Origin of the sequence: Algoriphagus antarcticus (assembly GCF_002150685.1) — a bacterium.
Classification (GTDB): Bacteria; Bacteroidota; Bacteroidia; order Cytophagales; family Cyclobacteriaceae; genus Algoriphagus; species Algoriphagus antarcticus.
The window spans coordinates 21,854-47,458 of record NZ_MSSW01000007.1; the positions used below are offsets into that span (position 1 = coordinate 21,854).

Annotated in this window: 23 protein-coding genes; 7 read left to right on the forward strand and 16 right to left on the reverse strand. The window is 40.5% G+C overall.

Features of this window, described 5'->3' with window-relative positions; translation table 11 throughout:
- Positions 1-65: 65 nt before the first annotated feature.
- Positions 66-1,424: an acyl-CoA dehydrogenase family protein gene (locus BVH04_RS03820; RefSeq protein WP_086540125.1), complete on the forward strand. Its 1,359-nt coding sequence runs from the start codon at positions 66-68 to the stop codon at positions 1,422-1,424.
- Here the strand turns inward: BVH04_RS03820 and BVH04_RS03825 are convergent.
- On the reverse strand, positions 1,421-2,260 hold the full coding sequence (locus tag BVH04_RS03825; protein WP_086540006.1) for a hypothetical protein: 840 nt from the start codon (positions 2,258-2,260) through the stop codon (positions 1,421-1,423). The two genes, BVH04_RS03820 and BVH04_RS03825, sit on opposite strands and share 4 nt — an antisense overlap.
- Before the next feature lie 265 nt (positions 2,261-2,525).
- On the opposite strand from BVH04_RS03825, the gene BVH04_RS03830 reads away from it, so the two are divergent.
- On the forward strand, positions 2,526-3,164 hold the full coding sequence (locus BVH04_RS03830) for a GDSL-type esterase/lipase family protein (protein ID WP_086540007.1): 639 nt from the start codon (positions 2,526-2,528) through the stop codon (positions 3,162-3,164).
- A gap of 164 nt (positions 3,165-3,328) precedes the next feature.
- Here the strand turns inward: BVH04_RS03830 and BVH04_RS03835 are convergent, their stop codons facing one another.
- Both BVH04_RS03835 and BVH04_RS03840 read right to left on the reverse strand, forming a co-directional pair.
- Positions 3,329-4,480 (reverse strand): DUF4221 family protein, encoded by a 1,152-nt coding sequence (locus tag BVH04_RS03835; protein ID WP_086540008.1) that lies wholly within the window; start codon positions 4,478-4,480, stop codon positions 3,329-3,331.
- A gap of 80 nt (positions 4,481-4,560) precedes the next feature.
- On the reverse strand, positions 4,561-4,821 hold the full coding sequence (locus tag BVH04_RS03840; protein WP_086540009.1) for a hypothetical protein: 261 nt from the start codon (positions 4,819-4,821) through the stop codon (positions 4,561-4,563).
- 380 nt (positions 4,822-5,201) lie between these two features.
- On the opposite strand from BVH04_RS03840, the gene BVH04_RS03845 reads away from it, so the two are divergent.
- A complete protein-coding gene (locus tag BVH04_RS03845; RefSeq protein WP_086540010.1) occupies positions 5,202-5,396 on the forward strand; it encodes a hypothetical protein in 195 nt (64 codons plus the stop codon).
- Between the two features lie 137 nt (positions 5,397-5,533).
- Here BVH04_RS03845 and BVH04_RS03850 read toward each other — a convergent pair whose 3' ends face one another.
- Positions 5,534-7,075 (reverse strand): sulfatase family protein, encoded by a 1,542-nt coding sequence (locus BVH04_RS03850; RefSeq protein WP_086540011.1) that lies wholly within the window; start codon positions 7,073-7,075, stop codon positions 5,534-5,536.
- A gap of 104 nt (positions 7,076-7,179) precedes the next feature.
- Here BVH04_RS03850 and BVH04_RS03855 point away from each other — a divergent pair, with 104 nt between their 5' ends.
- Positions 7,180-8,373, forward strand: a complete 1,194-nt coding sequence (locus BVH04_RS03855) for an AAA family ATPase (protein WP_086540012.1) — start codon at positions 7,180-7,182, stop codon at positions 8,371-8,373.
- Positions 8,374-8,497: 124 nt separating this feature from the next.
- On the opposite strand, the gene atpG is transcribed toward BVH04_RS03855, so the two are convergent.
- From atpG to BVH04_RS03895, 8 genes are all read right to left on the reverse strand, one after another.
- Complete coding sequence (atpG, locus tag BVH04_RS03860; protein WP_086540013.1) at positions 8,498-9,370, reverse strand: ATP synthase F1 subunit gamma; 873 nt, start codon at positions 9,368-9,370, stop codon at positions 8,498-8,500.
- 64 nt (positions 9,371-9,434) lie between these two features.
- Complete coding sequence (atpA, locus tag BVH04_RS03865) at positions 9,435-11,012, reverse strand: F0F1 ATP synthase subunit alpha (RefSeq protein WP_086540014.1); 1,578 nt, start codon at positions 11,010-11,012, stop codon at positions 9,435-9,437.
- A gap of 23 nt (positions 11,013-11,035) precedes the next feature.
- Positions 11,036-11,596 (reverse strand): ATP synthase F1 subunit delta, encoded by a 561-nt coding sequence (atpH, locus tag BVH04_RS03870; RefSeq protein WP_086540015.1) that lies wholly within the window; start codon positions 11,594-11,596, stop codon positions 11,036-11,038.
- 9 nt (positions 11,597-11,605) lie between these two features.
- Positions 11,606-12,100, reverse strand: a complete 495-nt coding sequence (locus BVH04_RS03875; RefSeq protein ID WP_086540016.1) for a F0F1 ATP synthase subunit B — start codon at positions 12,098-12,100, stop codon at positions 11,606-11,608.
- A 79-nt stretch (positions 12,101-12,179) separates the two neighbouring features.
- Positions 12,180-12,437 (reverse strand): ATP synthase F0 subunit C, encoded by a 258-nt coding sequence (gene atpE, locus BVH04_RS03880; RefSeq protein ID WP_057939158.1) that lies wholly within the window; start codon positions 12,435-12,437, stop codon positions 12,180-12,182.
- A 39-nt stretch (positions 12,438-12,476) separates the two neighbouring features.
- Positions 12,477-13,502, reverse strand: coding sequence for a F0F1 ATP synthase subunit A (gene atpB, locus BVH04_RS03885; RefSeq protein ID WP_086540017.1), 1,026 nt, complete (start codon positions 13,500-13,502; stop codon positions 12,477-12,479).
- 19 nt (positions 13,503-13,521) lie between these two features.
- Positions 13,522-13,905 (reverse strand): hypothetical protein, encoded by a 384-nt coding sequence (locus BVH04_RS25725; RefSeq protein WP_086540018.1) that lies wholly within the window; start codon positions 13,903-13,905, stop codon positions 13,522-13,524.
- 43 nt (positions 13,906-13,948) lie between these two features.
- Positions 13,949-14,179 (reverse strand): AtpZ/AtpI family protein, encoded by a 231-nt coding sequence (locus BVH04_RS03895; RefSeq protein ID WP_086540019.1) that lies wholly within the window; start codon positions 14,177-14,179, stop codon positions 13,949-13,951.
- A gap of 145 nt (positions 14,180-14,324) precedes the next feature.
- Between BVH04_RS03895 and porW the strand changes: the two genes are divergently transcribed.
- The 3 genes from porW (at position 14,325) to uvrC (ending at position 21,129) form a co-directional block, all read left to right on the forward strand.
- Positions 14,325-16,952 carry a type IX secretion system periplasmic lipoprotein PorW/SprE gene (gene porW, locus BVH04_RS03900; protein ID WP_086540020.1) on the forward strand — a complete coding sequence of 876 codons (2,628 nt, stop codon included), beginning with the start codon at positions 14,325-14,327 and terminating at the stop codon, positions 16,950-16,952.
- Positions 16,953-16,955: 3 nt separating this feature from the next.
- Positions 16,956-19,262, forward strand: coding sequence for a penicillin-binding protein 1A (locus tag BVH04_RS03905; RefSeq protein WP_086540021.1), 2,307 nt, complete (start codon positions 16,956-16,958; stop codon positions 19,260-19,262).
- A 61-nt stretch (positions 19,263-19,323) separates the two neighbouring features.
- On the forward strand, positions 19,324-21,129 hold the full coding sequence (gene uvrC / locus BVH04_RS03910; protein WP_086540022.1) for an excinuclease ABC subunit UvrC: 1,806 nt from the start codon (positions 19,324-19,326) through the stop codon (positions 21,127-21,129).
- A gap of 14 nt (positions 21,130-21,143) precedes the next feature.
- Here uvrC and porN read toward each other — a convergent pair whose 3' ends face one another.
- Genes porN through porK form a run of 4 tightly spaced genes read right to left on the reverse strand, consistent with a single transcriptional unit; the run spans position 21,144 to position 25,599 of the window.
- Complete coding sequence (gene porN / locus BVH04_RS03915; protein WP_086540023.1) at positions 21,144-21,962, reverse strand: type IX secretion system ring subunit PorN/GldN; 819 nt, start codon at positions 21,960-21,962, stop codon at positions 21,144-21,146.
- A gap of 33 nt (positions 21,963-21,995) precedes the next feature.
- On the reverse strand, positions 21,996-23,609 hold the full coding sequence (porM, locus tag BVH04_RS03920; RefSeq protein WP_086540024.1) for a type IX secretion system motor protein PorM/GldM: 1,614 nt from the start codon (positions 23,607-23,609) through the stop codon (positions 21,996-21,998).
- 39 nt (positions 23,610-23,648) lie between these two features.
- Positions 23,649-24,452, reverse strand: a complete 804-nt coding sequence (porL, locus tag BVH04_RS03925; RefSeq protein WP_086540025.1) for a type IX secretion system motor protein PorL/GldL — start codon at positions 24,450-24,452, stop codon at positions 23,649-23,651.
- Between the two features lie 52 nt (positions 24,453-24,504).
- Positions 24,505-25,599, reverse strand: coding sequence for a T9SS ring complex lipoprotein PorK/GldK (gene porK / locus BVH04_RS03930; RefSeq protein ID WP_086540026.1), 1,095 nt, complete (start codon positions 25,597-25,599; stop codon positions 24,505-24,507).
- Positions 25,600-25,605 lie beyond the last annotated feature (6 nt).

The window sequence follows — 25,605 nt, forward strand, 5'->3', positions numbered from 1 at the left end:
CACACAGTGTGATGATTATCAGCCATGCGAGATTCCATATGGCCATTGAAAAACTACTATATCATATGAAGAACCTTTTCAAAAAAATCGGAGGGCTTCGACAGCTTTTGTCCTCGGTGGATCTGGACCAAATCTCCAAGCTTTCCCAAAAAGTAGACCTCTCAAAAATGGTTGGGCTTGTCTCCCAAATGAGTGAGGAAGATCTCTCCAAAATGATGGGAATGCTTAAAGGTGGAAGTAAACCCAAGGTGATTCCCCCGATTAATGGTGATTTTTATGAATTAGGGAAAACACTTCCGAATCATGAGCGTGAGATCCAGCTTCGTGTGCGCGAGTTTATGGAACGAGAAATCAAGCCTATTGCCAATGACTATTGGAATCGAGGGGAATTCCCCATGCAGATTATTCCAAAAATGGCCGAACTAGATATTGCCGGATTGACCTATCAAGGTTATGGCTGTCCGGGTCACTCCGCACTTCTGGAGGGATTCATAGCCATGGAAATGGCAAGAATCGACACGTCTATTTCTACTTTTTTTGGGGTACAAAGCGGTCTTGCCATGGGATCGATATACCTCTGTGGCTCAGAAGCTCAAAAACAAGAATGGCTTCCCCCAATGCAAAAGCTGGAAAAAATCGGAGCTTTTGGACTGACCGAACCGTTAGTAGGCTCAGGTGCGGCTGGCGGATTGAACACGACTTGCAAGCGTGAAGGCAACTCTTGGGTTCTCAATGGTCAAAAGAAATGGATCGGCAACGCGACTTTTTCCGATATGACGATCATCTGGGCAAGGGATTTGGAAGATCAGCAGGTGAAAGGATTTATCGTTCGAAAGGGGAATCCTGGATTTTTAGCAGAAAAGATGGAAGATAAAATGGCCCTCCGAACAGTCCAAAATGCCTTGATCACGCTGACGAATTGCGAAGTACCCGAGTCAGATCGACTTCAGGAAGCCAACTCTTTCCGGGATACCGCAAAAGTACTACGCATGACCAGAGCCGGAGTAGCTTGGCAAGCAGTAGGATGCTCAAGAGGAGCATATGAATTGGCTTTGGCCTATACGAACGAGCGAATCCAATTTGGTCGTCCCATCGCATCCTTCCAACTCGTGCAAGACATGCTTGTGACGATGCTTGGCGACCTTACCGCCATGCAGACGATGGTGTTTCGCCTATCGGAAATGCAAGATGATGATATGCTCAAGGATGAGCATGCCTCGCTCGCAAAAGTATTCTGTACACTTCGAATGCGCTCTATAGTGGATCATGCCCGGGAATTATTCGGAGGCAATGGAATCTTGCTGCGCTACGATATCGCGAGATTCGTGGCTGATGCGGAGGCTGTTTATAGCTATGAAGGGACCAAAGAAATCAATTCACTGATCGTAGGTCGGGCTATTACAGGTCACAGTGCATTCGTCTAGAGCAAAAGAGTAAGTGCCGGAACCAAGAATGCAATTTCCATTCGCATTCTGATTTGTTCGGGTCCTAGTCCAGATTTGAAAAAGCTCAAGTAGTGCAAAAGCAGCATGATCAATAGTAAACTCGGGAATATTCTATAGAAAGACTCTACCAGTAGCAATCCAGTGAGAGCAAGAAGTATCAATAGAATTGCCAACTGACGGATTCTTAGATTGAGTCTTTCCTGAGGTATGGTCGTGGCAATAGATGAAAATCCAGCTTTTTTGTCGGATTCTGTATCTAAACTGGAAAGCATAATCAAATTCAAATAGGCCAAGCCCATGTACAAAATCGTCAAGCTAAAAACCGTCCAGGTATAATCTATTTCAGGCGTTTCGTACCATGGAAGCCATGCAATACCAATCGCATATAATATCGCTGAGCTAAGTTCCTTCAAGTGAAACTGCTTTGATGCAAGTTTCCTGACAGCGAGCATGATCAATAAAATCAGTACTCCCAATCCAGCACCTAAAAACAGCTCACGCGAAAACCCAAAGAATAGTATCGCCCAAACTAGACCAACTGAGCCAACTATTCCTAGCATGACTAACAGGGACTTTTGGTAAAGAAGGTGAAAATGATGCCTGTCTTCTGCATGATCCGAAGCAAGTTTTCTGGCATCCATCAAATGATCAGCCGTATAAATACACCAAACGGCCATTCCCAGTAAGGCATATTCCTGCCAGTCTAACTCAGCTCTCAGTGCTTTCGCAAAAAACAGCATGCCAGCCATCGCGCCGAGAACTACATCAATTGAAAGCCAGGTAAATCGCTGATAGATTTTAAAAAGAAACTGCACGGATTAAAGATAGGGGGAATAGGCAAAAGTGCCTAGTTGACACGAAGATGCTATTGTAATTCATTAAATCTTATATCTGCTTAATTAACGCCAATATAATGTGGCCAATATAGAATGAGGAAAAGGATTTAAATTCGGCTACTTCGGTCATCCGTCACCTGACTTCCAACCTTTCAATCAAAGAGATTAAGTTGAATGGCCTCATTGCGGACAATTATAAATAAGTAATTTACCAGCCAATTCTCAACCCAATAACCCTTTACTCATGCAAAAATTCAATTTACTTTTAGTCGCTTTTCTAGGATTCGCCACCGTTTCTTTGGCGCAAGCACCTATCAAAATCGCCTGCGTAGGCAATAGCATCACCCAAGGCCCGGGAAGAGACAATCCTGACAGCTGGCCACTACAGATGCAGACAATTCTCGGTGATGCTTACGAAGTGGGTAATTTTGGAGTCAGTGGAAGAACATTGCTTCGCAAAGGAGATAACCCATATTGGATTGAGCCGCAGTTTCAGCAAGTGAAAGACTTTCAAGCGGACATTCTGATCATAATGCTGGGAACGAACGATTCCAAACCACAGAACTGGCAATACGCTTCAGAATTCAGACAGGATTACCTCGACATGATCTATGAATTCAAAAAGACAATGCCTGTAGATGGGAAAGTATATGTGATCCTTCCTGTGCCCGTAACTCGCGTAAATTTTGGAATTACTCCAGACGTGATGAACAACGAGCAGCGACTCATGCTGATCGATATCGCCGATGAGAGCGGCTCTGAGCTAGTAGATCTTTATACTCCATTCATGGGACACGAGGATTTGCTTCCTGACGGAGTGCACCCTAATACGGAAGGGTTGGGAATTATGGCAAAGGTGGTGGCAAGGGCAATCCGATTGTAGGGGCAAACGTCATTGCGAGCAGAGCGAAGCAATCTCTTTATAAACCACAAACCCTCCAAGTTTTTAGAAATCTGCAGGGTTTTGTTTTAATACATCAACACGCCGAAAATCAAAAACTCCTACGAAAAATTAGAGATCAGATTTTTAAAGGTGTTAATACGGAATTATTCTAAATCAATGTTAAATCTTATCAAATCCCCTTTAATAAATCGCTCATCATCTTGATGCATAGAGTTATAGCTTATCCATAGTCCATCTGATGTAACAAAAGAAAAACCAACATTATAAGTATTCTGTTTGGGCAAATAAACGTCTGAAATATGTTGAAAATTTTTATCTAAAATCGATATCAAGATTTTATTGTAATTAACATAGTGGAAGTCTTCCTCTATAGAATTAGGTCTTGGGGGGCTACTCAAGCGATAGTAAAGTTCGCTATTAGAGTCATAATGAATTTTATAGTAAAATGGATTATTTGCCATATACAACTGCTTCTCCTCTCTAGATATTGATCCAAATGGAATTTCATCACCCTCCACTTTTTCAAAAGGAGGAGATGCTTCAGAAAAGGAGATTTCACCTGTCTCAAGATTGTATTTATATACATTGGGACTTCCCGAAAAAATAAAAGCGAAGCCATTCTCATTTTGTGTTGCTGAGGATAAAAAAAGTTTACTTAAATCCAACCTTTGTCCTAAATAAGCCTCAGGATAATAAATTGGTAGGGATCTAGATTTTCCCGTTTCAATAGAAAACGCTGAAAAAATACGTTTCTTTTCAGGCTGGTCAAAACTTTGAAAATACACTAATATTTCATCGGTGATGGGGCTAAATAAAAGCTGGGAAGAAAAATCAAGCGAAGGATTATTTTCGTATAGTTCTTCCCTATCACCATCATCAAAACTATCCGAAAAGTTATAATATCTATTAATCAATTCCCCTTTTATATTCATAAGTGAAACTCTTGAATCTCCCTCAGCCAAGAAAATAGAATCTGAATTGTGAAAATAAAAACCCCGTACTTGATCAACAGAGTTCATTCCATTCAACTCAAAGTTTATAGATTTAATTAGTCTATTTTCCTTTAAATCTACTATTTCCAAAGAATGATTGAGAACATTAAAAATAATTAAAGAATCATTCTTTACTTGATTGAAGTAGTAAAAATGCCCGAGCTCATCATGTGTTTCAATAAATCTATCTTCGACAGTTACATTAAAATCTACTCTTTCAGCCTCCCTAGATGGGGAACACGAAAAGTTAAACAATAACGAACAAGCAACAAAAATAGTCCTGTACAAATGAGAAAAATTCATTTTGATTTTTTATTAAAATAGTTTAAAAACCTGTTCAGCCAAATATGGCAAAACAGGTTTAATCCAAAATTATTAATCACTTAAAGGGGACAAGCACTGATAGGTGAATTCTTTGCCCTTCCACAAAATGAATCACTTTTGACTGTCTTACAATATTGCCCATTAGTATACGGACAGTCAAAATAATACCAGTCTTTTTTTTCCCCTTCTTCTTCTAGGGCAAAAGTCTTAGTGAAAATCGAAGTAATCTCTGAGCCCCTTGGAGAAAAGATAGCGCTAGAAAAATCCAATACAATTGCAATAACAAACATGCCAAAGAAAGTTAAAATTTTTTTGTTCATAACTATTACGTTTAAAGTGAATCCAATTATAAAAAAAAAAACTAAAACCCTAAATAAATTTATTATAATGGTTACCTCTGAGACTCGACTAAGAAATTCTCCCAGGAATTTGTAGAACCCTTGTTATTCTAAGCATAGCCCAAGATAATGATCGGGAGTATCTACACTTCTGTATTTTTATGGATTTGCAATTCTGATTCCAAAAGTTCCACCTCTCCGGGGTTGCTCCACTAAGCGTAGATTGTATCTACGCTTTTCTATTTTCTGGAATTTGTAATTCCTCTGTAAAGAGTTCATCCTCAACTGGAGATCAAATATTGATGGTAGGTTTTGGAATGCAATCATGTATTATTGAGGTAGTATCATCTAAATGATTGGATATGGAAATAACGATAAAAATAGATAGGCGTAGCGAACAGGCAAAGGCATTCTATGAATACCTTAAAACGCTGCCTTTTATTGAGATAGAAGAAGTTCGCTATAATAAAAACACTGAAGAAGCGATAAAAGAGGTTAAGTCAGGGAAAGCGACCAAAATTTCTCTGGAGGATTTCAGGAAGCAACTCTTTTCGTAATGTATCAGCCTTAAAACCCCAGACTCTTACCTCAAAATCACAAATTCAGAGTTCCTGGTAATACGTTGCGCCGCCGAGTCGTTGCGAAAAAATTACCGCTATCAAATCTTTCAATCCTCCACAAATCCAATCTGCTTTCACTCGCCCTCGATCTTGTCATTCGATTGTGGGGCTCCAGGGGTACTTCTACCTTCTTTGATATACTTGGATAAAAGGGCTTTTAGCGATGCTACTTTATCAGCATTTTCGGCATGGACATTCGTAGTCTCTCCTGGATCTGCGGATAGATTGTACAGTTGCACGTCTGGAAGATCTTCTTCGGCAGGATCATTTGGCTTAGGAAAGCTCCAGCCTCCAGAGCCTTTGGCCATAATCAGTTTCCAATCCCCTTCACGAATCGCAAAACTCCCGTTGATCGAATGATGAACTGTTGCTTCACGGAAACTTTCGACTTTATGATCTGCATCAAACAACTTCAGTAAACTATAGCTGTCCTCTCCTTCATTATCCTTCAACTCATAGCCTGTAAGTTCTGCTCCTGTTGCCATCAGATCTGTGAGGCAGATTGTCTCACTTCGTGAAGTCCCTTTCTGGATTTTAGCTGGCCACTTGGCTATAAAAGGAACGCGATGTCCTCCTTCAAATATATCCGCTTTATGACCTCGGTAGATGTAGTTGGATAAGTGTCCTGCTGCTTGCATCACATCTAGTCCTGCGGCTGGAGAACCTCCGTTGTCACTCGTGAAAATAACGAGGGTATTTTCGGCTATCCCAGCTCTCTCAAGCGCTGCATTTACTTTTCCCACATAATCATCGATCATCATCATAAAGTCTCCATAAGGAGCTAATCCGCTTTTGCCTTGCCAGTATGCAGGAGGCAATATCGGAGTATGCGGAGAAGGTAGTGCTAGGTATAGGAAAAATGGCTTTTCGTCTTTTGCTTGGGCCTCTATATATTGGATTGATTTTTCAAAGAAATTCGGCGTTACCTTCTCATGATCAAAGTCAGGAGATGTTGGGCCTTCACGCCACCAAGAATATTTTCCAGTATTCACCGTGATTGTATCTGGAACGGCAGTCACTTTCCCATTTTCCACATAGACATAAGGGGCCATATCAAGTGACCCAGCATGCCCATAAGCATAGTCAAAACCCAGATCATTTGGCGTGTGGGTCACTGGACTGGAGAAGTCAATCTGATCGAAATCATTTGGCCCCCAACCATCAGCGGTCAGCGGATCACCATCAGTTGTCGCCCAATCCCAACCCAAATGCCACTTGCCGATAAAAGCAGTGTGATATCCCTGCATTTTGAGCACTGAGGCAATTGTGCTACGATTATCAGGAATCAAGGCCTGAGAATTACCGGTGAGTACACCGCTCTTCAATGTGCTTCTCCAGTTATATCTGCCAGTCAAAAACCCATAGCGTGTAGGCGTGCAAACCGCTGAAGGCGTATGCGCATCGGTGAAAATCATTCCTTCCGAAGCCAATTGGTCGATATGAGGTGTTGGGATTTTGCTGTCTGAGTTAAAAGCTCCTATATCTCCATAGCCTAGGTCATCTGCTAAAATAACCACAATATTTGGTAGGCGCGCTTGCGCTTTGGCTTTCTCAGCAGAAGAGATAACTCCAAAAAAGGTGAAAACAACTACAAGAATGTTGATGAGGAATTTCATGGGATTTCAGCTAAGACAATTGGCTTCAATCTAGGCCTAAGGCTCCACTTATAAAAACCAATAGAGGGCAGCGCTATCAAATCAGAATAATTAGAAGGAGATAGATTTACTTTTGGAAATTTACAAAAGGTAAATTACTCTTATTAAATCAATTCAATGAAACCAAGAAATTTCAAACTCCAAGCAATCCATTTCCTACAACTAGCTATTATGGTTCGGACTACTTCTGCGACCGGGAGGACGAAAGTTCACATATCCTAAAGCTTCTTGAAAACGGGCAATCCTGTCTTTTAGTGGGTAATAGAAGGCTAGGGAAAACTGCATTGATCCAACATATCAAATATTTATTACCGTATGAGTATGGATTCATATATCTGGATATTCTAGCTACGGAAAATGAGCAGCAATTTCTTGATGCACTTGGTTCCGCTTTGGTCCAATCATTTCCTGAAAAAAGCTCAATTGGAAAGCGCGTTTGGGAATTTATAAAAGGTTTACGACCAATTATCAGTTTTGACCAGCTTAGTGGCACTCCACAGGTTTCCTTTCAAGTGCAACAATATGAGAAGCTTGTGCAGGATATTTTGATTTTTCTATCAAAACTTGATCAGCCGAACATAGTGGCTATTGACGAGTTACAGCAGATCCATTCCTACCCCGAAAAGAATACAGACGCTTGGCTACGCAGTACTATCCAGCAACTCCATAGTGTAACGTTCCTGTTTTCCGGAAGCAGACAAACAATACTTTCTGAACTATTTTCGAATCCGAAAAGACCTTTTTATAAAAGTACAAATTCATTCAAACTGAAAAAAATACCTCAAGAGAAATACAGGGAGTTTATCGTCATGACATTTGCAAAACATGGGAGAATATTAACAGATGCTCTAGCAGATGAAATTTTGATTTGGACGAAATGTCGTACTTATTATGTCCAGCATCTCTGCAACAGATTATTTCAGTTGATCAAGAAAATCTATGGACAGGGTGATTGGCAGGATTGCGCACAAAAAATTTTAAAGGAACAAGAAGTGTTCTTTTTCCACTTCAGATCGCTGTTGAGCAAACAGCAATGGAGGCTTTTAGTAGCCATCGCAAAAACAGGTGTAGTTTTCGCCCCCACTTCCAAGGATTTTATTAGCAAAAACAAGCTAGGAAGTGCAGCTACGGTATTCAAATCCATCGATTCTTTATTGGAAAAAGAGATGATATTTAAAGAAATTGATCAGAGAGGCGCACCTTTTTACCAATCGTATGATGTATTCTTTGAGCGATGGATACAAGGAAGGGACTTTTGAAAAGGAACCCATTGCAACTGGATAGTAAGGGCGATAAATCTTTCGCCGCTACCACTCTGCAATAGAAAAACAAAAAACCACAACCCTTGCGAGCCGTGGTTTCGGAAATTAGGTCTATCGTTTATTACTTGCCTTCAAGTGCATTAGCACCGGAGACTATTTCTAGAATTTCGTTGGTAATAGCAGCCTGGCGACTTCTGTTGTACATCAATCGAAGCTCCTTCAGCAATTCACCGGCATTTTCAGTAGCCTTATCCATCGCTGTCATTCTTGCGCCATGCTCAGAAGCATTACTTTCTAATACAGCTTTATAAAACTGGATCTTCAATGAAGTCGGCACCAATTCTTCGATAATGTATTTTCTGGATGGTTCCAAAAGGTATTCAGTTTCAGTAGTTTTCTCTTCAGTAGAATCATCTTTTGCCATAGGCAAGAATTGCTCCACCTGCACTTCTTGAGTAGCTACATTTTTGAATTCGTTGTATACCAACACTACCTGATCGTATTCACCGGCAATAAATGAATTCATCGCATATTCGGCAGCATTTCTCACATTTTCAAAAGTAAGATCCTGAAATAACTGATAATAATCAGTCACCATGTTGAACTCACGCTTTTTGAAGGCTTCAAATGACTTTTTGCCTATCGGAAGAATTGTGATGTTCTTTCCAGCAAACTGCCTAGCTATCGTCTGATTCCCTGCTTTGATAATATTTGAATTGAAAGCACCACAAAGGCCTTTATCTGAAGTAACGGGAATGATCAGTACATTTCTCACTTCTCTTTTTTCAGCAAAAACGACATCCGAAGCTCCGTCAGAAGCAGCTGATACGTTATTCAGGATATGGGTCAACTTCTGAGAGTAAGGACGCATCTGTACGATCTTGTCCTGAGCTCTTCTAAGTTTGGAGGCGGATACCATTTTCATAGCCTTAGTGATCTGCTGGGTAGAGACTACTGAGGTGATCCGTTCCTTTACTTCCTTAAGGTTAGCCATTTTGGTTACGTTGTGCTAGGGTATAAATAACCGGAAGACTCACGCCTTCCGGAATTCAAATCAATTATTTCGAGAATTTAGGAGCTAATTCAGCAGCCGCCTTAGTAAGAATTTTTCCAGCTGCATCTACGTCACCTTTCAGGATGAATTGTAGCGCTTCAGGATAAGTAGTATCCAAAAGTGTGTAGAATTCTTTCTCAAATGCTCTAGCTTTTTCCACTGGAACTGTATCCATCAAGCCTCTAGTAGAAGCATAGATAATAGCTACCTGGTGCTCTACAGATACTGGAGAGTACTGTGCTTGTTTCAAGATCTCTTGGTTTCTTCTACCTCTTTCGATCGTACGCTTGGTAGTCGCATCTAGATCAGAGCCAAACTTAGAGAATGCTTCCAATTCACGGAAAGCCGCTTGATCCAATTTCAATGTACCGGCGATTTTCTTCATAGACTTGATCTGTGCGTTACCACCTACTCTAGATACCGAGATACCTACGTTGATCGCAGGACGGATACCAGAGTTGAAAAGGTTGGTCTCTAGGAAGATCTGACCGTCAGTAATAGAGATTACGTTAGTCGGGATATAGGCAGAGACGTCACCAGCTTGAGTTTCGATAATTGGAAGTGCTGTCAAAGACCCGCCACCTTTTACCAAATGCCTGATAGAATCTGGCAAATCGTTCATTGATTGAGCGATTTTATCGGACTTATTGATTTTTGCAGCTCTCTCTAGCAATCTAGAGTGAAGGTAGAACACGTCTCCAGGATATGCTTCACGTCCCGGAGGTCTTCTCAATAGTAGGGAAACTTCACGGTAAGCTACGGCTTGCTTAGAAAGATCATCATAAACCACCAAAGCAGGACGACCTGTATCTCTGAAAAATTCACCGATCGATGCACCGGCAAAAGGTGCAAAGAACTGCATTGGAGCTGGCTCAGATGCAGGAGCTGCAACTATAACTGTATAAGAAAGTGCGCCAAATTTTTCCAAAGTTGCTACTACACCAGCAACGGTAGATGCTTTCTGACCGATTGCAACGTAGATACAGAAAACTGGCTCACCTTTGTCGTAAAATTCTTTTTGGTTGAGAATAGCATCGATAACTACCGCAGTTTTACCGGTCTGACGGTCACCAATTACTAATTCTCTTTGTCCTCTACCGATTGGAATCATCGCATCGATAGATTTGATACCTGTCTGAAGCGGCTCGGTAACTGGCTGACGGAAGATTACACCAGGAGCTTTACGCTCCAAAGGCATCTCATACAAATCACCAGTAATAGGACCTTTACCGTCAATAGGATTACCCAAGGTATCCACTACACGGCCAAGCATTCCTTCACCTACTTGAAGCGAGGCAATTCTCTTAGTTCTCTTTACTGTATCTCCTTCTTTCACTCCTTTGGAGTCACCGAAAAGCACAGCGCCGACATTGTCTTCTTCAAGGTTCAGTACCATTGCTTTCAGACCGTTGTCAAATTCCAGCAATTCACCAGACTGAGCCTTAGAAAGTCCATAGATACGAGCTACACCATCCCCCACTTGAAGGACTGTACCCACTTCTTCGAGTTCAGCTTCGGTTCTTGCACCAGAGAGTTGTTCTCTTAAAATTGCCGAAACTTCATCAGGTCTTACTTCTGCCATGATATATAGATTAATGCTTTTTGTTAGATTTTACTTTCGTAATGATTTTGGGTAAACTGAGTTTTCAACTGTCTCAGTTTGCTACTCAATGACTCGTCCAGCTGACGATCATTTACTTTCAAAATATATCCACCTATCAAGTCTGGATTTATTTTCTCCACCAATTGTACTGTCTTCTTACCAGAAATTTCTTTCACTACTTCGGAAAACTCCTTTCGAAGCATATCATCGATCGGGAAGGTAGTAGTCACTTCAGCCACCTGAATAGATTTGTGAAGATTGTATTGGTTTTCAAATTCCTTTGCTACATCCAGAAGAATCTCTTCTCTGTTCTTACCGGAAACAATAACGAAGAACGTCATGGTCAGTGGCTCTGCTCCTTTAGCAAAAAGTGCTTTCAGCACATTCAATTTTTTGTCGGAATTGATAACAGGATTCTTAAGAACCAATGCCAATTCACGATTGCTAGCTGCCAACGCGGTAAGACGTAGGAAATCTGTATGCACCTCCTCTAGTCTTCCTTTTTCCAAAGAAAGTTCCATGATTGACTTCGCATAGCGGGATGCTACTCTCTGGTTTGACATGGAGGTGTATTAGTTAAGCTTAAGTTCTTTGAGGAATCCATCAACCAACTCTTTTTGAGACTTGTCATCTGATAGATTTTTCCTCAATAATTTATCTGTAATGTCTAAAGAAAGAGCAGCGACTTGAGCTTTCACATCTGCCAAAGCAGCTTTCTTCTCAGTTTCAATAACTGCTTTTGCATTCTCGATCATTAGAGCACCTGCTTTTACAGCTTCGCCCTTAGCATCATCGATCATTTTCACAGAAGCATCTTGTGCTTTCTTCAAAATAATATCTCTTTCCAGTCTGGCTTCAGCAAGAAGTTTCTCATTCTCAGCTTTCAAGTTTGCCATTTCATTCCTGGCAGTCTCAGCAGCTTTCAACGCATTGTTAATGCTGCTTTCTCTTTCATCCAATGCCGCTAGCATAGGCTTCCATGCGAACTTGATTAGAATGAAAAGTAGGCCTAAAAAGCCAAATAATTGCCAGAAAATAAGACCGGTACCTGGTGTGATTAAATCCATGGGGTATGTGTTATTTCAGATTGTTCAATAGAATAAAGAAAAGGGAAAGGCCTAGCGCCAATCCCTTCTCAAATTTTGATTAGCTGATCCCCGCGATGTTAAGAGCGATCAACAAACAGATAACTGCTGCAAATAGAGAAACAACCTCAATCAAGGCTGCAATAATCAACATTGCACCCTGGATTTTACCAGCAGCCTCAGGCTGACGAGCAATAGCTTCCATAGCTTGACCACCAATACGACCGATACCTAGGCCTGCGCCAATCGCGACAATACCTGCACCGATACCAGCTCCCATTAGAGCGTAACCAGCAGTCAACAAGATAATAGTTAACATAAGTTTGAATTTATAAATTGAACAAAGAAATTACTAAAATTAATGATCTGCATCAGCATGCTCAGCTACCGCAGAGCCAATGTACATCGCTGTGAACAACGTGAACACATAAGCCTGAATAGTGGCAACCAACAACTCAATTAGATTTATAAAGGTAACCATCAGTGTGCTTGCAACACCGATAGTGTACGATTCGAAGATAAAAGCCAAAGCTATAAAGCCGAGGATTACAATGTGACCTGCAGTGATCGCTACAAAAAGTCGAACCATCAATGCGAAAGGCTTGGTAAATAAACCAATAATCTCAACAGGCACGATGATCAACAACATCAACGGAGGGACACCTGGAGTCATGAATACATGTTTCCAGTAATCCTTATTTCCATTCACATTCGTAATGATGAAAGTCAATACAGCCAAAACCATAGTAACTGCAATATTTCCGGTCATGTTGGCGGCACCCGGGATCAGCCCAAGCAAATTACCAAACCACACAAAAAGGAAAAGTGTAATCAAATAAGGAACGAAACGCTTGTATTGCGGGCCAATTGCCTCCTTAGCTATGTCATCTCTAACGAAAATAACAATTGGCTCAATGATCGCAGCAGCACCTTTTGGAGCTACAGCACCATTCTTGTTATAGAAAGCGGCTGCAGAAAGTGCCAACCATCCAACAACGATCAATACTATAAATAGCATAACCACGTTTTTGGTAATCGAGAATTCTACGAAGCTTGCTCCATCTACTCTACCTAAATGGTCGTGCTCATCTATAAAGTAACCTTCGTGAGCATATTCTTCGCCAAATGCATGAGTCTCGTGATTTTGAAAATCCGAAGAGTTAAAAAACTCCAATCCTCTATCGCCAGAATAGACGATAACGGGAAGCGGCAAGGTAATATGCGTGTGCTCAAGAGTCAGAAAATGCCACTCATGGGAATCCTTCACGTGATGCATAATGAAGCTCGTCTTGTCTTCTTCTTGCTCTGCGGCGAAGGTGGTGCTATTAAAAACAAGCAGAAATGCTGAAATTAAAAGACTTAGGACCAGTATTTTACGCTTCATTAACTCTTTTTTTTGAGGGCTACTTTGAAATCGGGCGCAAGTTAGACAGAAAGGCGTAGATATCAAAAACTAAGTAGAACAAAAAAACAACGAAGAAATCCGCTATAAACAGAAGAATATTTTCCATTTCTGGCCAAACGGATAATCCGATAAACGCTATTGAACCTATAAATCTGAGAATCATAGCTAAAACAATGATATTGAAGAAATTTTCAGCGAAGGATTTCAGTAAAAACGCATTCAGTAAACTGATCAAAAAGGACAAAATCAACATGAAAAAATAAATGTTCCAGATCTTTTCATGTATGATAATTGGCAATAAAACACAAAATAAACCGATCAACCCTGCAACAGCTACCGAGAAAAGTAGGAATTGGACGTGCATATTTTTAGGCAAACTCATAGTTTTTGACATTTGTCCACAAAATTACCCCATTTTTCTTAACTCACTTATTATCCTGCTTCATGGACATCCAAAGCTGGTAGAATGCGAGAATAATCGACAGGAAACAGAAAAGTAGCAACCAAACAGGGAACTTCATGTCGCTTTTCTGTTGTAGCCACCAGCCAAACCAAGTTCCTGCGCCGATAATCCCAAAAAGCTGAAATGATAGGCCAATATATTTCACATAAACTGGGGTACTGTTTGGTTTGGTATCTTTGCGATCTTGGCTCATAATTGCTGTAGTACAAGCTTTTAATTAATAAAAATCGGAAATTAAATGACACTGACTCGATCCAGTACAAATAATAGACCATTGAATTCGTTCACTAAGTAAGCCAAAAAACCTATTTTGCTGCTTTAATTGAGCAAAACAACTTATGAGGATATCTTCCAGATTAACTTTAGTCATTTTAATTTTTAGCGGAGCGTGCTCTTCAGAGCGCAACACCTTTACTAACAGGACATTCCACAATGTAACTGCTCATTTCAATGCTTACTACCTCGCGGATGTCAAATTAAAAGAGGTGGAATCAGAAGTTTTTCAGAATTACAAAGAAGATTTCACCCAGATCCTTCCTGTTTTTATTCCATTTGATTCGACGACGATTCAAGCTAATGCGGAGAAACTTCAATCCTCCAGAGAATTGGCCTCCAAAGCAATCGAATGGCATAAAATCAGTAATTGGGTAGATGACAGCTATTACATTCTTGGAAAGCTTGATTATTATCAATCCCAGTTTGACGACGCGCAGAATACTTTCAAGTATGTCAACGTAAATTCAAAAAGTGCTGACTTAAGGCATCAGACCCTGATCACACTACTTCGACTCTATATCGATCAGGGGGAATTTGAAAATGCGAATTTTACGATTGACTACCTCTCAAAGGAAAACGGTGTGTCAGATGAAAATCGCTATGAACTCTACAGGACACTTGCTTATTATTATGAAAAAAGAGGAGATAGAAGTGGAGTAATCGGTGCTTTGGACAAGGCTATCGAATACTCTCAAGATAATAAAGAAGCATCTAGAATAAACTTTATACTCGCTCAGCGCTATCAGCGAGAAGGCTTCGATGCATTGGCCCATGAATATTATGAAAAGTCTCTTATAGGAAATCCTCCTTATGAGCGAAGCTTTTACGCACAACTCTACGCACAGCAGGTAGCAGAACTGAATGCTTCAAAAGACCTGCGGAAAGTCCGAAAGTACTATGATGATCTTTACAATGATCCAAAAAACAGCGATTTAAAAGATGTGGTTATTTACGAGCGGGCACTTTTTGAGGAAAAACAGGGAGATACTGAACTTACCTTAGCTTTACTGCATCAGTCAGCAAAAGAACCTGGCAGCAATCCACGATTGAAAGGCTATATCTATCAGAAACTTGCGGAAATAAATCTTTCCGAGTTCAAAGATTACCGGGCTACTAAGTATTACCTGGATTCTGCCCTCACATTTATTAACGAAGGTGACCCTGCAGCTATCGAAATCACGAGTCAGAAAGAATCTTTGGATCAGTATGTATTCCACTTTGAGCGAATCCATGGCAATGACAGCTTACTGACCTTAGCAAAATTGACTCCAGATGAGCAAAAATTGGTGGCTGAAACTTATATCAAATCGGAAGAGGAACGGCTTATTAGAAAAGCAGAAGCTCTTCAAAAACCGCAAAGCACAAGCATTTTTGACAACCTTTTAGCTTTCAGTGACAGAGGTTCAGGTTCATCATTTTATTTTGACAACAGTGTTGCGATGCAACAAGGGGCGATAGATTTCATTCGTACTTGGGGGAATCGACCTCTGCAAGATAACTGGAGGAGAAGCGCAATTAGCTTTCAGAGCGCTGCTCCCACTATTCCCGACCCTTTTGAAAATGACTCTATAGCAACTGAACCAGAAAATCCTGTCAGTCAATTACCAGCTATAGATGATCTACTGGCAGGGATTCCTAATTCCCCGGAGCAGATCCAAACTCTGAACATAGAGCTGGAGGAGTCCTACTTCGAATTAGGCAAACTACTATATTTTGATCTGAAAGAAACTGAGCTAAGTATTGGTAACCTAGAAACCTTGGTTCGTGAATACCCTTCCTCTTCGAGGAAGCCTGAGGCTTATTATTTATTGTATTTGGCACAAAAAGATTTGAGTGGCAATTCACAACAATATGTTAGTCGGCTGAACGGAGAATTCCCTGATTCGCAGTACACTTTCTCAGTAAATAATCCCGATGCCGCCTCTGGCAATTTGGCCTATGTGGAATCTTCAAAAAGATACGAACAAGCATACAATGCCTATTATGACGGACAATACCAGTCCAGTAAAACCCTTATAAAATCTGCCCTAGAAGAATATCCTCTTACTCGAAATACAGAGCGACTTCTACTCTTGGATATCATGGTTACTGGCAAAACTGAAAGCCGTGCTAGATACCGCGAACGACTGGAAAATTATATTCAGAATACTCAAGATCAGAATTTGGTAGATTTGGCAAGGAATATGCTAAAACCTATGCTATCTCTGGCAGAGCTGGCAGAACTTAATCCTAAAGAAATTGAAGCAGGTGATTCCACCCAGGTTGATAACAAAGAGTTAGCTGGTAATGGCGAAAATGAGGCATTGGCTGAGTCACCGTATAAATACAGCGAAAGCGCTACGCACATCTTTGTGATCGTAATGGAACAGAGCCAGGCAGACGCTGCAAAAAATCTTTTAGCGGATTTGGAGAATTTTCATTCATCAAATTTCTCAAAGGAAAGACTCAGAACAGGAAATATGAATAAGTGGGAGAATGCGATTTTCATCATTAGCCCTTTTTCAAATGCAGAAAAAGCGAAAGAGTATTACAGTAAGTTTCAAAAAGAATTTAAATCCGATGAACTTCCTGAAGAAGTAAAGTCAAACTCATTCGTCATAACGATTGAAAACTTTCAGGTTCTGAGCAAAAGCAAAAATTTAGAAGAATTAGAAGAATATAGGACTTTCTTTAAGTCCGCTTATAAGTAAACTATGAGTAACAAAGCAAAACCCCAAACTTCCACTTGGGTGGCCAAGACCATAAAAATTCTTTGGATCGCCTTTATAGCCGGATTTTTTGGTTTCATTCTATTTGTCTGGATGATCAGTATCAATTTCCTTGGGCTATTCGGATCACTTCCTGACTTCAAAGCATTGGAAAATCCTGACTCTGAGATCGCATCCGAACTATATTCTACTGACGGGGTATTGCTTGGCCAATATTTCAGGGAAAATAGAAGCCCGGTGAAATATGAAGAACTATCTCCTAATCTGGTCAAAGCACTGATCTCTACAGAAGATGTGCGATTCGAGGATCACTCAGGCATAGATATGAAGGCAATGATGCGGGTTTTTGTCAAATCAATTTTACTTGGACAAAATGCCGGAGGTGGATCTACACTCAGTCAGCAGACTGCCAAAAACCTTTTCAAGACAAGAACGGATGCTAGCAATGGTTTGCTTAGTTCCGTTCCTGGACTTCGCATGCTTATCATTAAGACTAAAGAATGGATTGTAGCTACTCAATTAGAAAAATCTTACACCAAAAATGAGATTCTAACTCTTTATCTCAATACCTCAGATTTCGGATCCAATGCGTTTGGAATCAAAACTGCCGCTAAGACTTTCTTCAATAAGACTCCTGCTGATCTAGCAATTCAAGAATCCGCAGTTCTTGTAGGTCTCTTCAAAGCTCCTTCCTATTACAGCCCGGTCTATAATCCTGAGAATTCCCTCCGCAGAAGAAATACTGTGTTGGGACAAATGAGGAATAATGATGTGCTGACAGATGCAGAATTTGATTCTTTAGCCAGTTTACCGATCGAGTTGAACTACAGTGTTGCAAATCAAAATAAAGGTTTGGCCACTTATTTCCGTGAAATTGTAAAGGCAGACTTAATTAAATGGACGAAGGAAAATCTAAAATCAGATGGAAGTGCCTATGATCTGTATGGCGACGGACTGAGGGTCTTTGCGACTATCGACAGCCGCATGCAGCGCTATGCTGAAGAAGCTGTAAGTGATCACATGAAAACTTTACAAGCAGCTTTCTATAAGGAAATGGGCACTAGAGAGCCTTGGGTAGATGGGGAGAATCGTATCATTCCGAATTTCATCGAAGACGCTGTAAGGAGAACGGAAGCCTATCGATTGCTTAAAGTTCGGTTTGGTAACGACACGGACTCTATCAATCTGAAATTGAATGAGAAGAAACAAATGAAGGTTTTCTCTTGGGAAAAAGGAGAAATAGACACACTCATGAGTTCTATGGATTCCATGAGATACTACAAGAAATTCCTTCAGACAGGTTTTATGAGTATGGATCCACATACTGGACAAATAAAAGCATGGGTGGGTGGATTAGATCACAAATACTTCAAGTTTGACCACGTATCAAGAGGCAAGAGGCAGCCGGGTTCTACGTTCAAGCCTTTCGTATATGCTGCAGCGATTGAAAACGGCTATAGCCCATGCTATAGCGTCATCGATCAGCCGGTGGAAGTTTATATTCCAGGGCAGCCTGCATGGAGTCCTTCCAATGCTAATGGGAAGTTCACCTATGAGAAATTAACTATTCGTCAGGCCATGGCTGAATCCGTCAACTCCATCACTGCCTATATGATGAAGAAATTGAGTCCAAAAATAGTGGTGGAAACAGCCCGGAGATTAGGAATAACCAGTGATCTGGAAGAAGTACCTGCTTTGGCACTTGGTGTAAATGATGTCTCTATTTTCGAAATGGTAGGAGCTTTCGGGACTTTTGTCAATAAAGGCGAACATACTACACCATTCTATATAGACCGAATTGAAGATAAAAACGGTAATGTGATCCAGCAGTTCACCGCCAAAAAGAGACCTGCAATGAGTGAAGAACATGCCTACTTAATGACTTATATGTTGAGAGGAGGCTTTGAGGAGCGTGGTGGAACCAGTCAGGGTGTACCATATTCATTACGTGAAGGGAATGAATTGGGAGGTAAGACAGGAACTACTCAAAACGCATCTGACGGATGGTATATGGGAATCAGCAAAGATCTAGTCAGTGGTACATGGGTAGGTGGAGATGATCGTGCCATTCACTTCAGAAGCTGGGTTGCGGGACAAGGCGGTAGAACAGCAAGACCAATATGGGTGGATTATATGGCAAAAGTATATGCAGATCAAAGCTTAGGCTACACCAAGGGACCATTCCCTAGACCAGATCGCCCGCTGAGCATAGAGATAGATTGTGATGTCTATGAAAAAGAAAGCCAGCGATTTGCTGATTTTGATTACGACGCGAAGAAAAACGATTTTTAGAAAAACATAAATCCTCTTTCAAAACAGCCTTAATCCAAGGCTGTTTTTTTAATTTTAGACCATGCAGTCATCCTCCTTTTTACCTACTGATCATCTTACCCTGCCCGATCATCCAGGCGTATATAAGTATTTCAATGAGGATAATGAATTAATCTACGTGGGCAAAGCCAAAAGCCTCAAAAAGCGCGTAAGTAGTTACTTCAATAAAAATACTGGTGTGAATCTCAAGACCAGAAAAATGGTCAAAGAGATAAGAAGAATTGAAATAACGCTAGTGGATAGCGAATTTGATGCGCTTCTACTAGAGAATAACCTCATAAAAAAGTCTCACCCCAAATACAATATTCTTCTTAGGGACGACAAGACCTATCCCTATCTGCTGCTGACAAAGGAGAATTTTCCCAGAATTTTCCCGACTAGGAAAATGATCCCTAGAAAAGGCACTTACTATGGCCCTTTCGCAAGCGTGAAGGCAATGAACACGGTACTCGATTTGATCCGAGATTTATTTACCATCAGAACATGCAAGCTGGATTTATCTCCGCATAAAGTAGCTGAGGGAAAATATAAAGTATGCTTGGAATACCACATCGGGAACTGTCAAGGCCCATGTGTTGGTCTTCAAAATGAAGAAAACTACCATAAAGACGTGGAACAGGCTAAGCATATTTTGAAGGGCAATCTAGGTGTGGCAAAGTCTTATTTCAAGCAGGAAATGCAAATGCACGCTGAAAACCTGGAATTTGAAAAAGCCCATAAGATGAAGGGGAAGCTTGAATCCTTGGAAAAATATCAAGCAAAATCACTTGTAGCAAGTCCTTCGATCAACAACCTTGATGTATGTACAATAGTCTCCGATGAGAAAAGTGCTTACGTGAATTTCATGCGTGTGAAAAATGGATCGCTGATCACATCTAAGAATGTAGAGCTTAAAAAGAAATTGGACGAATCAGACGAACAATTACTTTTAACCGCCCTGATCCAACTTCAGGATCAGTTCCAAAGTGATGCAGAGGAGGTTTTGTTAAATATTGAATTGACAGAGCCTATTGAAGGTTTGAATGTATTTATGCCTAAAATTGGAGATAAGAAAAAGCTAATCGAACTCTCGCTGAAAAACGCGCTTTACTATAAAAAGGAAAAAGCTTTATTAGTTGGTCTAAATCAAGACAAGAAAGATCGCGTGATTCGACAGCTTCAGCAAGATTTGAGTTTAACAGAAATCCCAGATCATATCGAATGTTTTGACAACTCAAATATCCAAGGCACAAATCCCGTGGCAAGTATGGTATGCTTCCTAAATGGCAAGCCCGCTATAAAAGAATATCGACACTATCATATCAAAACAGTGGTAGGTCCAGACGATTTCGCCAGTATGAAAGAGGTCGTAGGCAGGAGATACAAGCGCCTATTGGATGAAAGCAAGCCAATGCCAAAGCTGATAGTAATTGATGGGGGTAAGGGACAGCTATCGTCGGCTGTAGATGCGCTGAAAGAGTTGGGAGTTTATGGTCAGATGCCTATTATCGGTATTGCTAAGCGACTGGAGGAAATCTACTTTCCCGGAGATTCTTATCCTGTTCACATAGACAAGAAATCTGAAAGCCTAAGGCTATTACAAAGAATCCGTGATGAAGCACACCGATTTGCAATTACATTCCACAGAAATGTGCGAAGCAAAAATGCTTTTGGGACTCAGCTGACTTCTATTCCTGGAATTGGGAAAAGTACAGCTGATAACTTATTGAGCCACTTTAAATCAGTGAAGAAAATAAGCGAAGCTAGTGAAGAAGAAATAGCTGGAGTGATTGGATCTAGTCGTGCAAGGACTTTGATAGAATGGAAAGAAAAAAATAAAGGAGCTTAAAGCCCCTTTATTTATTACCACTCCCAGAGGGAGTTTTCGTATTCTAATAAGTTGTACTCAAATTCGAGTGCATTTATATAAGCTTGCATTTCGGGATTAGGATTATCGGCGGCAACAAGGTCAACAATCAAGGCTTCTTCTGAGTTTGTAAACTTTCTAACCACAGATCTAAATAACCTAGTCTCGAAAGCTTCGGCATAAGTCAAGCTCTTAGATACGTTTTGGAAATTAATCCATCTTGCTTCAGGATGATCTTTGAAGTAATTATAGAAGTCTTTGTACCTAATGAAACCAATAGTTTTCTGTCCGGCATTGGAATTCGTTTCAGAAGGCATGACTAATTCAAGATACTTGATATCAAATACTATATCAGAATGATGCTTGTCAAAAACAAAATCCTCTTTGAAGTCAAGGTAGTAGAGCTGCTTGGAGAAGATACTATCTCCAGTAGCATTTAACCAGAAATTATCTTGAAACTCGGCAATAGAAAGTGGCTGTGTAAATTCCTCATCGCCAAAAACTTCCAATGCGTTCTCTTCAACTATCGCCTTATAAATCTGATTTATAATCCCAGTGGACTTAGTGTCTCCAGATCCGTAAAGCGGCTTATTGTATTTTTCGCGAAGGTCAATTCTCCTCCACACACCAATTTGGTACATTTTATCATCTTCTCTGATTCTTTTGACAGAGTAGATAGTGTCCATATCAAACTGACGATCCCCAAACCCTGAAGGATTGACGCTTGTAGCAGCTATCTGCGCCTCACTTGCAAGCGGTGCGAGGCCTGCTGCTATCAGCAGGGACAAGATTAATTTTGGAAGTAACTTTTTCATAATCATTCGTTTATCTTAATCCCTAATTACGTTTTACTTAACTCGTATCGGGACAACTTGTCTTAATTCTGAAGGAATCTTATTTCCTCTGAAGTTTGTTCTGGTCACTTGTCTGATTTCAAAAACCACAACATCACCAGCTCTAGCACTTTCAAGCAATGAACGCATCGCCAGACTGCTACCACTTGAGATCTGAACGGTTTGTCTTGGAACCTCATTTCTCAATAATCTCATTTCTCCTCCCGTCACTTCGAAGTTGGCATCTTTAGCCATTGTTCTTGCGAAAGTAGGCTCTGCTTTAGCTAACATCTTTAACCCCATCAAAGAACTGATCGCCTGAGCTTGGCTCAAATCAAGTTCTGATCCATTAGATGTAACAGGAATTAGAGAAGGAGCTGGAACTGGCTTGATATCATAATCAACCGTGCCTATTTTATTTCCCCCACTGCTCACTCCTATGTTTACCTTACCAGAAGCTGCTGGAATTACGGTTAATTGACCAGGCTTATTCCCTTTGATAGACTGACCATTGCTAACGGAAAACTCTGGTGAATAGGTATTACCCAAAGCAGGTACTTCTATCAAAAGCTCATTGGCACAGTCTGCATAAAGCTGCTGAACTACCTCTGAAGAAACCTTAATAACTGGCTGAGCTACGAAATATTCATACTCTACTGGAAGTACTTTATCTTCCCCACCAACATTTGTTACGATCTCCCCATTAATAACTCTTCTAGCCAATCCTCGATCATCATAATCTGTAGCCGGAGTTACGTTAAATTCTATTTTACCAAATCCGTAAGCGTCAACTGGAACAGTTCTGCCATCAATAGTCATGGTAGGTACTGATGAAGTGGAGCTAGAAGCGATAAACATATCTGCTTCGAACTTAGTACCTGCTGCCACTACATTTGATAACGCTGCAATTCTTGCTTCCGTCACATCAGCCTTAAAATAGAATGTACCGATTGTATTGGCTACTGCTGTCAAAGACTCGCTTTCAATGTTCAAAACTTCATTCTGAAACTGAGAAATCAATGCCATGACAGCTCCTACTGGTGACTTTATAAATGTAAGTGCAACGAAATCCTTTTTCCGTACCTCCCTGTCATTTGCAAATAACTCAATGTCAGCTGCATCCTTAGCAATCGCATCGAATTTCATATCTGTTAAGCCTATACCTGATAGTATCTCGGAGATTTTTTCAGGATAAGCATTTAACATAGTTTTCATCTCTTCTCCTTTTCCATTATTTGCAAAAAGGTTACCTGTGATTTCTGTGTTCTTCAGGTTAGCATTCACAAAATTACCTTCGTCATTCTTAGCTCTTGATTGTACAATCAAATCTTGCTTCAAATTCTCTAAATACCTGTAAATTTCTGCAGTTGCCTCTCTGATTTCTTGTGATGCCACCACTTTAGGCACATCTACTTCTTTATTACCCTGTTGCTCTACTGTATATTCGATAGACTCAACAGTTGATTGATTTTTATTGATAAAATTTCGTGATGTTCTTTCCATCCCGTCGTTTATCAATACAAATTTCTGGAGGATTTGGTTGCTTACCTGGAGGGCCAACAAGGCCGTCAATACCAGATACATCATACCAATCATCCGCTGTCTAGGTGTCTCTTTAGATCCTGCCATTTTTAAGTTTTAATGGATTTTAAATGAATTGAAGAGAAATTAACCTTTCATAGCGGAAAGCATTCCACCATAGATTTTATTCAATGAACTAACGTTCTGATTCAATTTTGATAATTCTGTTTTAAATGCTTGGGTTTCTTTACCTGCTTCAGTCAGGCCTTCCATAGCAGCAGTCATATTAGCGTAGAATTTATTCAATGTCTTCACATGACTATTTGCATCTTGAAGCTCCATCTCATAGACAGAATTTAAGGCAGAAAGATTTTTAGTGACAGTCACCACTTGATTGTGATATGCTTTAGCATCCTGAGATGCAGAAGACATTTCTGTAAGTGCTGCTGCAGTTTTGCTATAAGAGGCATTCATGTCCACCAGGGTTTTAGCAGCAGATTTTACATTGATAGCATATTCGTTGGTGGCTAATGCTGCATCAGAAAGGTTACCCATCTTCTGCGCTGAGGTAGCTAAGTTTTGCATTCCTTTGCCCAGGCTTTCAATCAATTCTGGTCCTACTTTAGCGTTAGCGAGCATTTCATCAAGCTTCTGAGAAACCTGATCTCCGCCAGCTACTACTCTTTGTGCTCTTGGAGCTCCCGGTGCATCACCTGCGAGCTCAGGATAAACTTTGGACCAGTCCACTTCCTCTGAACGTGGCTCAAATGCTGAAAGGAAAAATATCAATGCCTCAGTACTAAGTCCTACTCCAATCATGAGATTAGCAAACTGCCAATCCAAGATTTTGAACATTGCACCAAGAATAACTACAGCAGCACCAATACCATAAACCTTTGGCATAATGCTGGAATAAAATTTTGCTGAAAATGAATTGCTGTTACTAGTCATGTAAAATGATATAATAAGATGTTAGGTAGTTGATATTGCTTTTTGAAAAAGATTATCTTCTTCTTCTTGTTGAACTCTTCACGTCCATTGAGCCTGAACGGCCAATAAACGTCATCTTGGTTCTAAATCCGATGTGAGCTTGAGCTACATCTTCGTACTCATATGTTCTGGTACTAGTCTCTAGAAAATGAGCTATATCTTTCCAGCTTCCGCCTCTTACGACTTTTCTTGGTTCATTAGGATCCTCATAAACTGGATTCAAATCCCACATAATAGAACTGGATGTAGTAGCATAGGCATCAAGTACCCATTCCGCAACATTCCCGGCCATGTTGTAGAGTCCATAACCATTTGGAGCAAATACATCTACAGGTGCAGTGTATGCAAACCCATCATCGATATAATTACCTCTTCCAGGTTTAAAGTTTGCCATCAAGCAACCTCTCTTATTCTTCAAGTAAGGACCACCCCATGGATACTTCGCCACTTCTTTACCTCCTTTGGCAGCATACTCCCACTCTGCCTCCGATGGAAGTTCAAATGCTGGACCATCAAAAACCATTTCATCGTTTGCTCTCATATGATAAGTTTTCCACTCGCAATATTGCTTAGCCTGATCCCAAGAAACACCTACCACAGGATAGTTGTCAAATGCTGGATGATCAAAATAAAATTCCATCAATGGATCTCCATAGTGGTAAGCGAAACTAGTAGACCAGACAGTGGTATCTGGCTTAAGTTCGTCAATGTTAAATTGAGGAGGGTCCTTCAATGTGGTTGGTGTACCAGTCTCTAAGGTTCCACTTTTTACAGCTTCTAAAAATTGACGGTATTTATTATTGGACACTTCGTATTTGTCCATGAAAAATTCCGAAATGGTGATTTGCTTGTTCAGAGCCGATTGCGTGTATGCTATATCTTCATCAGCTTGCCCCATCCAAAAAGTCCCTGCTTTAACAGGCACCATGTCATAAGGAAGATTCTGCTGCCAGCTTTCACGCTTCGGAACTCCGGTCACTTCTCCTCTTCTATTCATCTTTTCGCTTGCTGAACCTTTCTTATTAAAAAGACCGCAACTTGGCAAAAGCGTCACTAATGCCAAACCTAAGGTAATGGGCAATAAGCGAACATTAATTTTTCTATACATAAATGA

Excerpts from the sequence above, each read along its gene's own strand:
- BVH04_RS03820 (WP_086540125.1), top strand. The coding sequence starts at position 66 with ATGAAGAACCTTTTCAAAAAAATCGGAGGGCTTCGACAGCTTTTGTCC.
- BVH04_RS03830 (WP_086540007.1), top strand. The coding sequence starts at position 2,526 with ATGCAAAAATTCAATTTACTTTTAGTCGCTTTTCTAGGATTCGCCACC.
- BVH04_RS03835 (WP_086540008.1), bottom strand. The coding sequence starts at position 4,480 with ATGAATTTTTCTCATTTGTACAGGACTATTTTTGTTGCTTGTTCGTTA.
- BVH04_RS03840 (WP_086540009.1), bottom strand. The coding sequence starts at position 4,821 with ATGAACAAAAAAATTTTAACTTTCTTTGGCATGTTTGTTATTGCAATT.
- BVH04_RS03845 (WP_086540010.1), top strand. The coding sequence starts at position 5,202 with ATGGAAATAACGATAAAAATAGATAGGCGTAGCGAACAGGCAAAGGCA.
- BVH04_RS03850 (WP_086540011.1), bottom strand. The coding sequence starts at position 7,075 with ATGAAATTCCTCATCAACATTCTTGTAGTTGTTTTCACCTTTTTTGGA.
- atpG (WP_086540013.1), bottom strand. The coding sequence starts at position 9,370 with ATGGCTAACCTTAAGGAAGTAAAGGAACGGATCACCTCAGTAGTCTCT.
- atpA (WP_086540014.1), bottom strand. The coding sequence starts at position 11,012 with ATGGCAGAAGTAAGACCTGATGAAGTTTCGGCAATTTTAAGAGAACAA.
- atpH (WP_086540015.1), bottom strand. The coding sequence starts at position 11,596 with ATGTCAAACCAGAGAGTAGCATCCCGCTATGCGAAGTCAATCATGGAA.
- BVH04_RS03875 (WP_086540016.1), bottom strand. The coding sequence starts at position 12,100 with ATGGATTTAATCACACCAGGTACCGGTCTTATTTTCTGGCAATTATTT.
- atpE (WP_057939158.1), bottom strand. The coding sequence starts at position 12,437 with ATGTTAACTATTATCTTGTTGACTGCTGGTTACGCTCTAATGGGAGCT.
- atpB (WP_086540017.1), bottom strand. The coding sequence starts at position 13,502 with ATGAAGCGTAAAATACTGGTCCTAAGTCTTTTAATTTCAGCATTTCTG.
- BVH04_RS25725 (WP_086540018.1), bottom strand. The coding sequence starts at position 13,905 with ATGAGTTTGCCTAAAAATATGCACGTCCAATTCCTACTTTTCTCGGTA.
- BVH04_RS03895 (WP_086540019.1), bottom strand. The coding sequence starts at position 14,179 with ATGAGCCAAGATCGCAAAGATACCAAACCAAACAGTACCCCAGTTTAT.
- porW (WP_086540020.1), top strand. The coding sequence starts at position 14,325 with ATGAGGATATCTTCCAGATTAACTTTAGTCATTTTAATTTTTAGCGGA.
- BVH04_RS03905 (WP_086540021.1), top strand. The coding sequence starts at position 16,956 with ATGAGTAACAAAGCAAAACCCCAAACTTCCACTTGGGTGGCCAAGACC.
- uvrC (WP_086540022.1), top strand. The coding sequence starts at position 19,324 with ATGCAGTCATCCTCCTTTTTACCTACTGATCATCTTACCCTGCCCGAT.
- porN (WP_086540023.1), bottom strand. The coding sequence starts at position 21,962 with ATGAAAAAGTTACTTCCAAAATTAATCTTGTCCCTGCTGATAGCAGCA.
- porM (WP_086540024.1), bottom strand. The coding sequence starts at position 23,609 with ATGGCAGGATCTAAAGAGACACCTAGACAGCGGATGATTGGTATGATG.
- porL (WP_086540025.1), bottom strand. The coding sequence starts at position 24,452 with ATGACTAGTAACAGCAATTCATTTTCAGCAAAATTTTATTCCAGCATT.
- porK (WP_086540026.1), bottom strand. The coding sequence starts at position 25,599 with ATGTATAGAAAAATTAATGTTCGCTTATTGCCCATTACCTTAGGTTTG.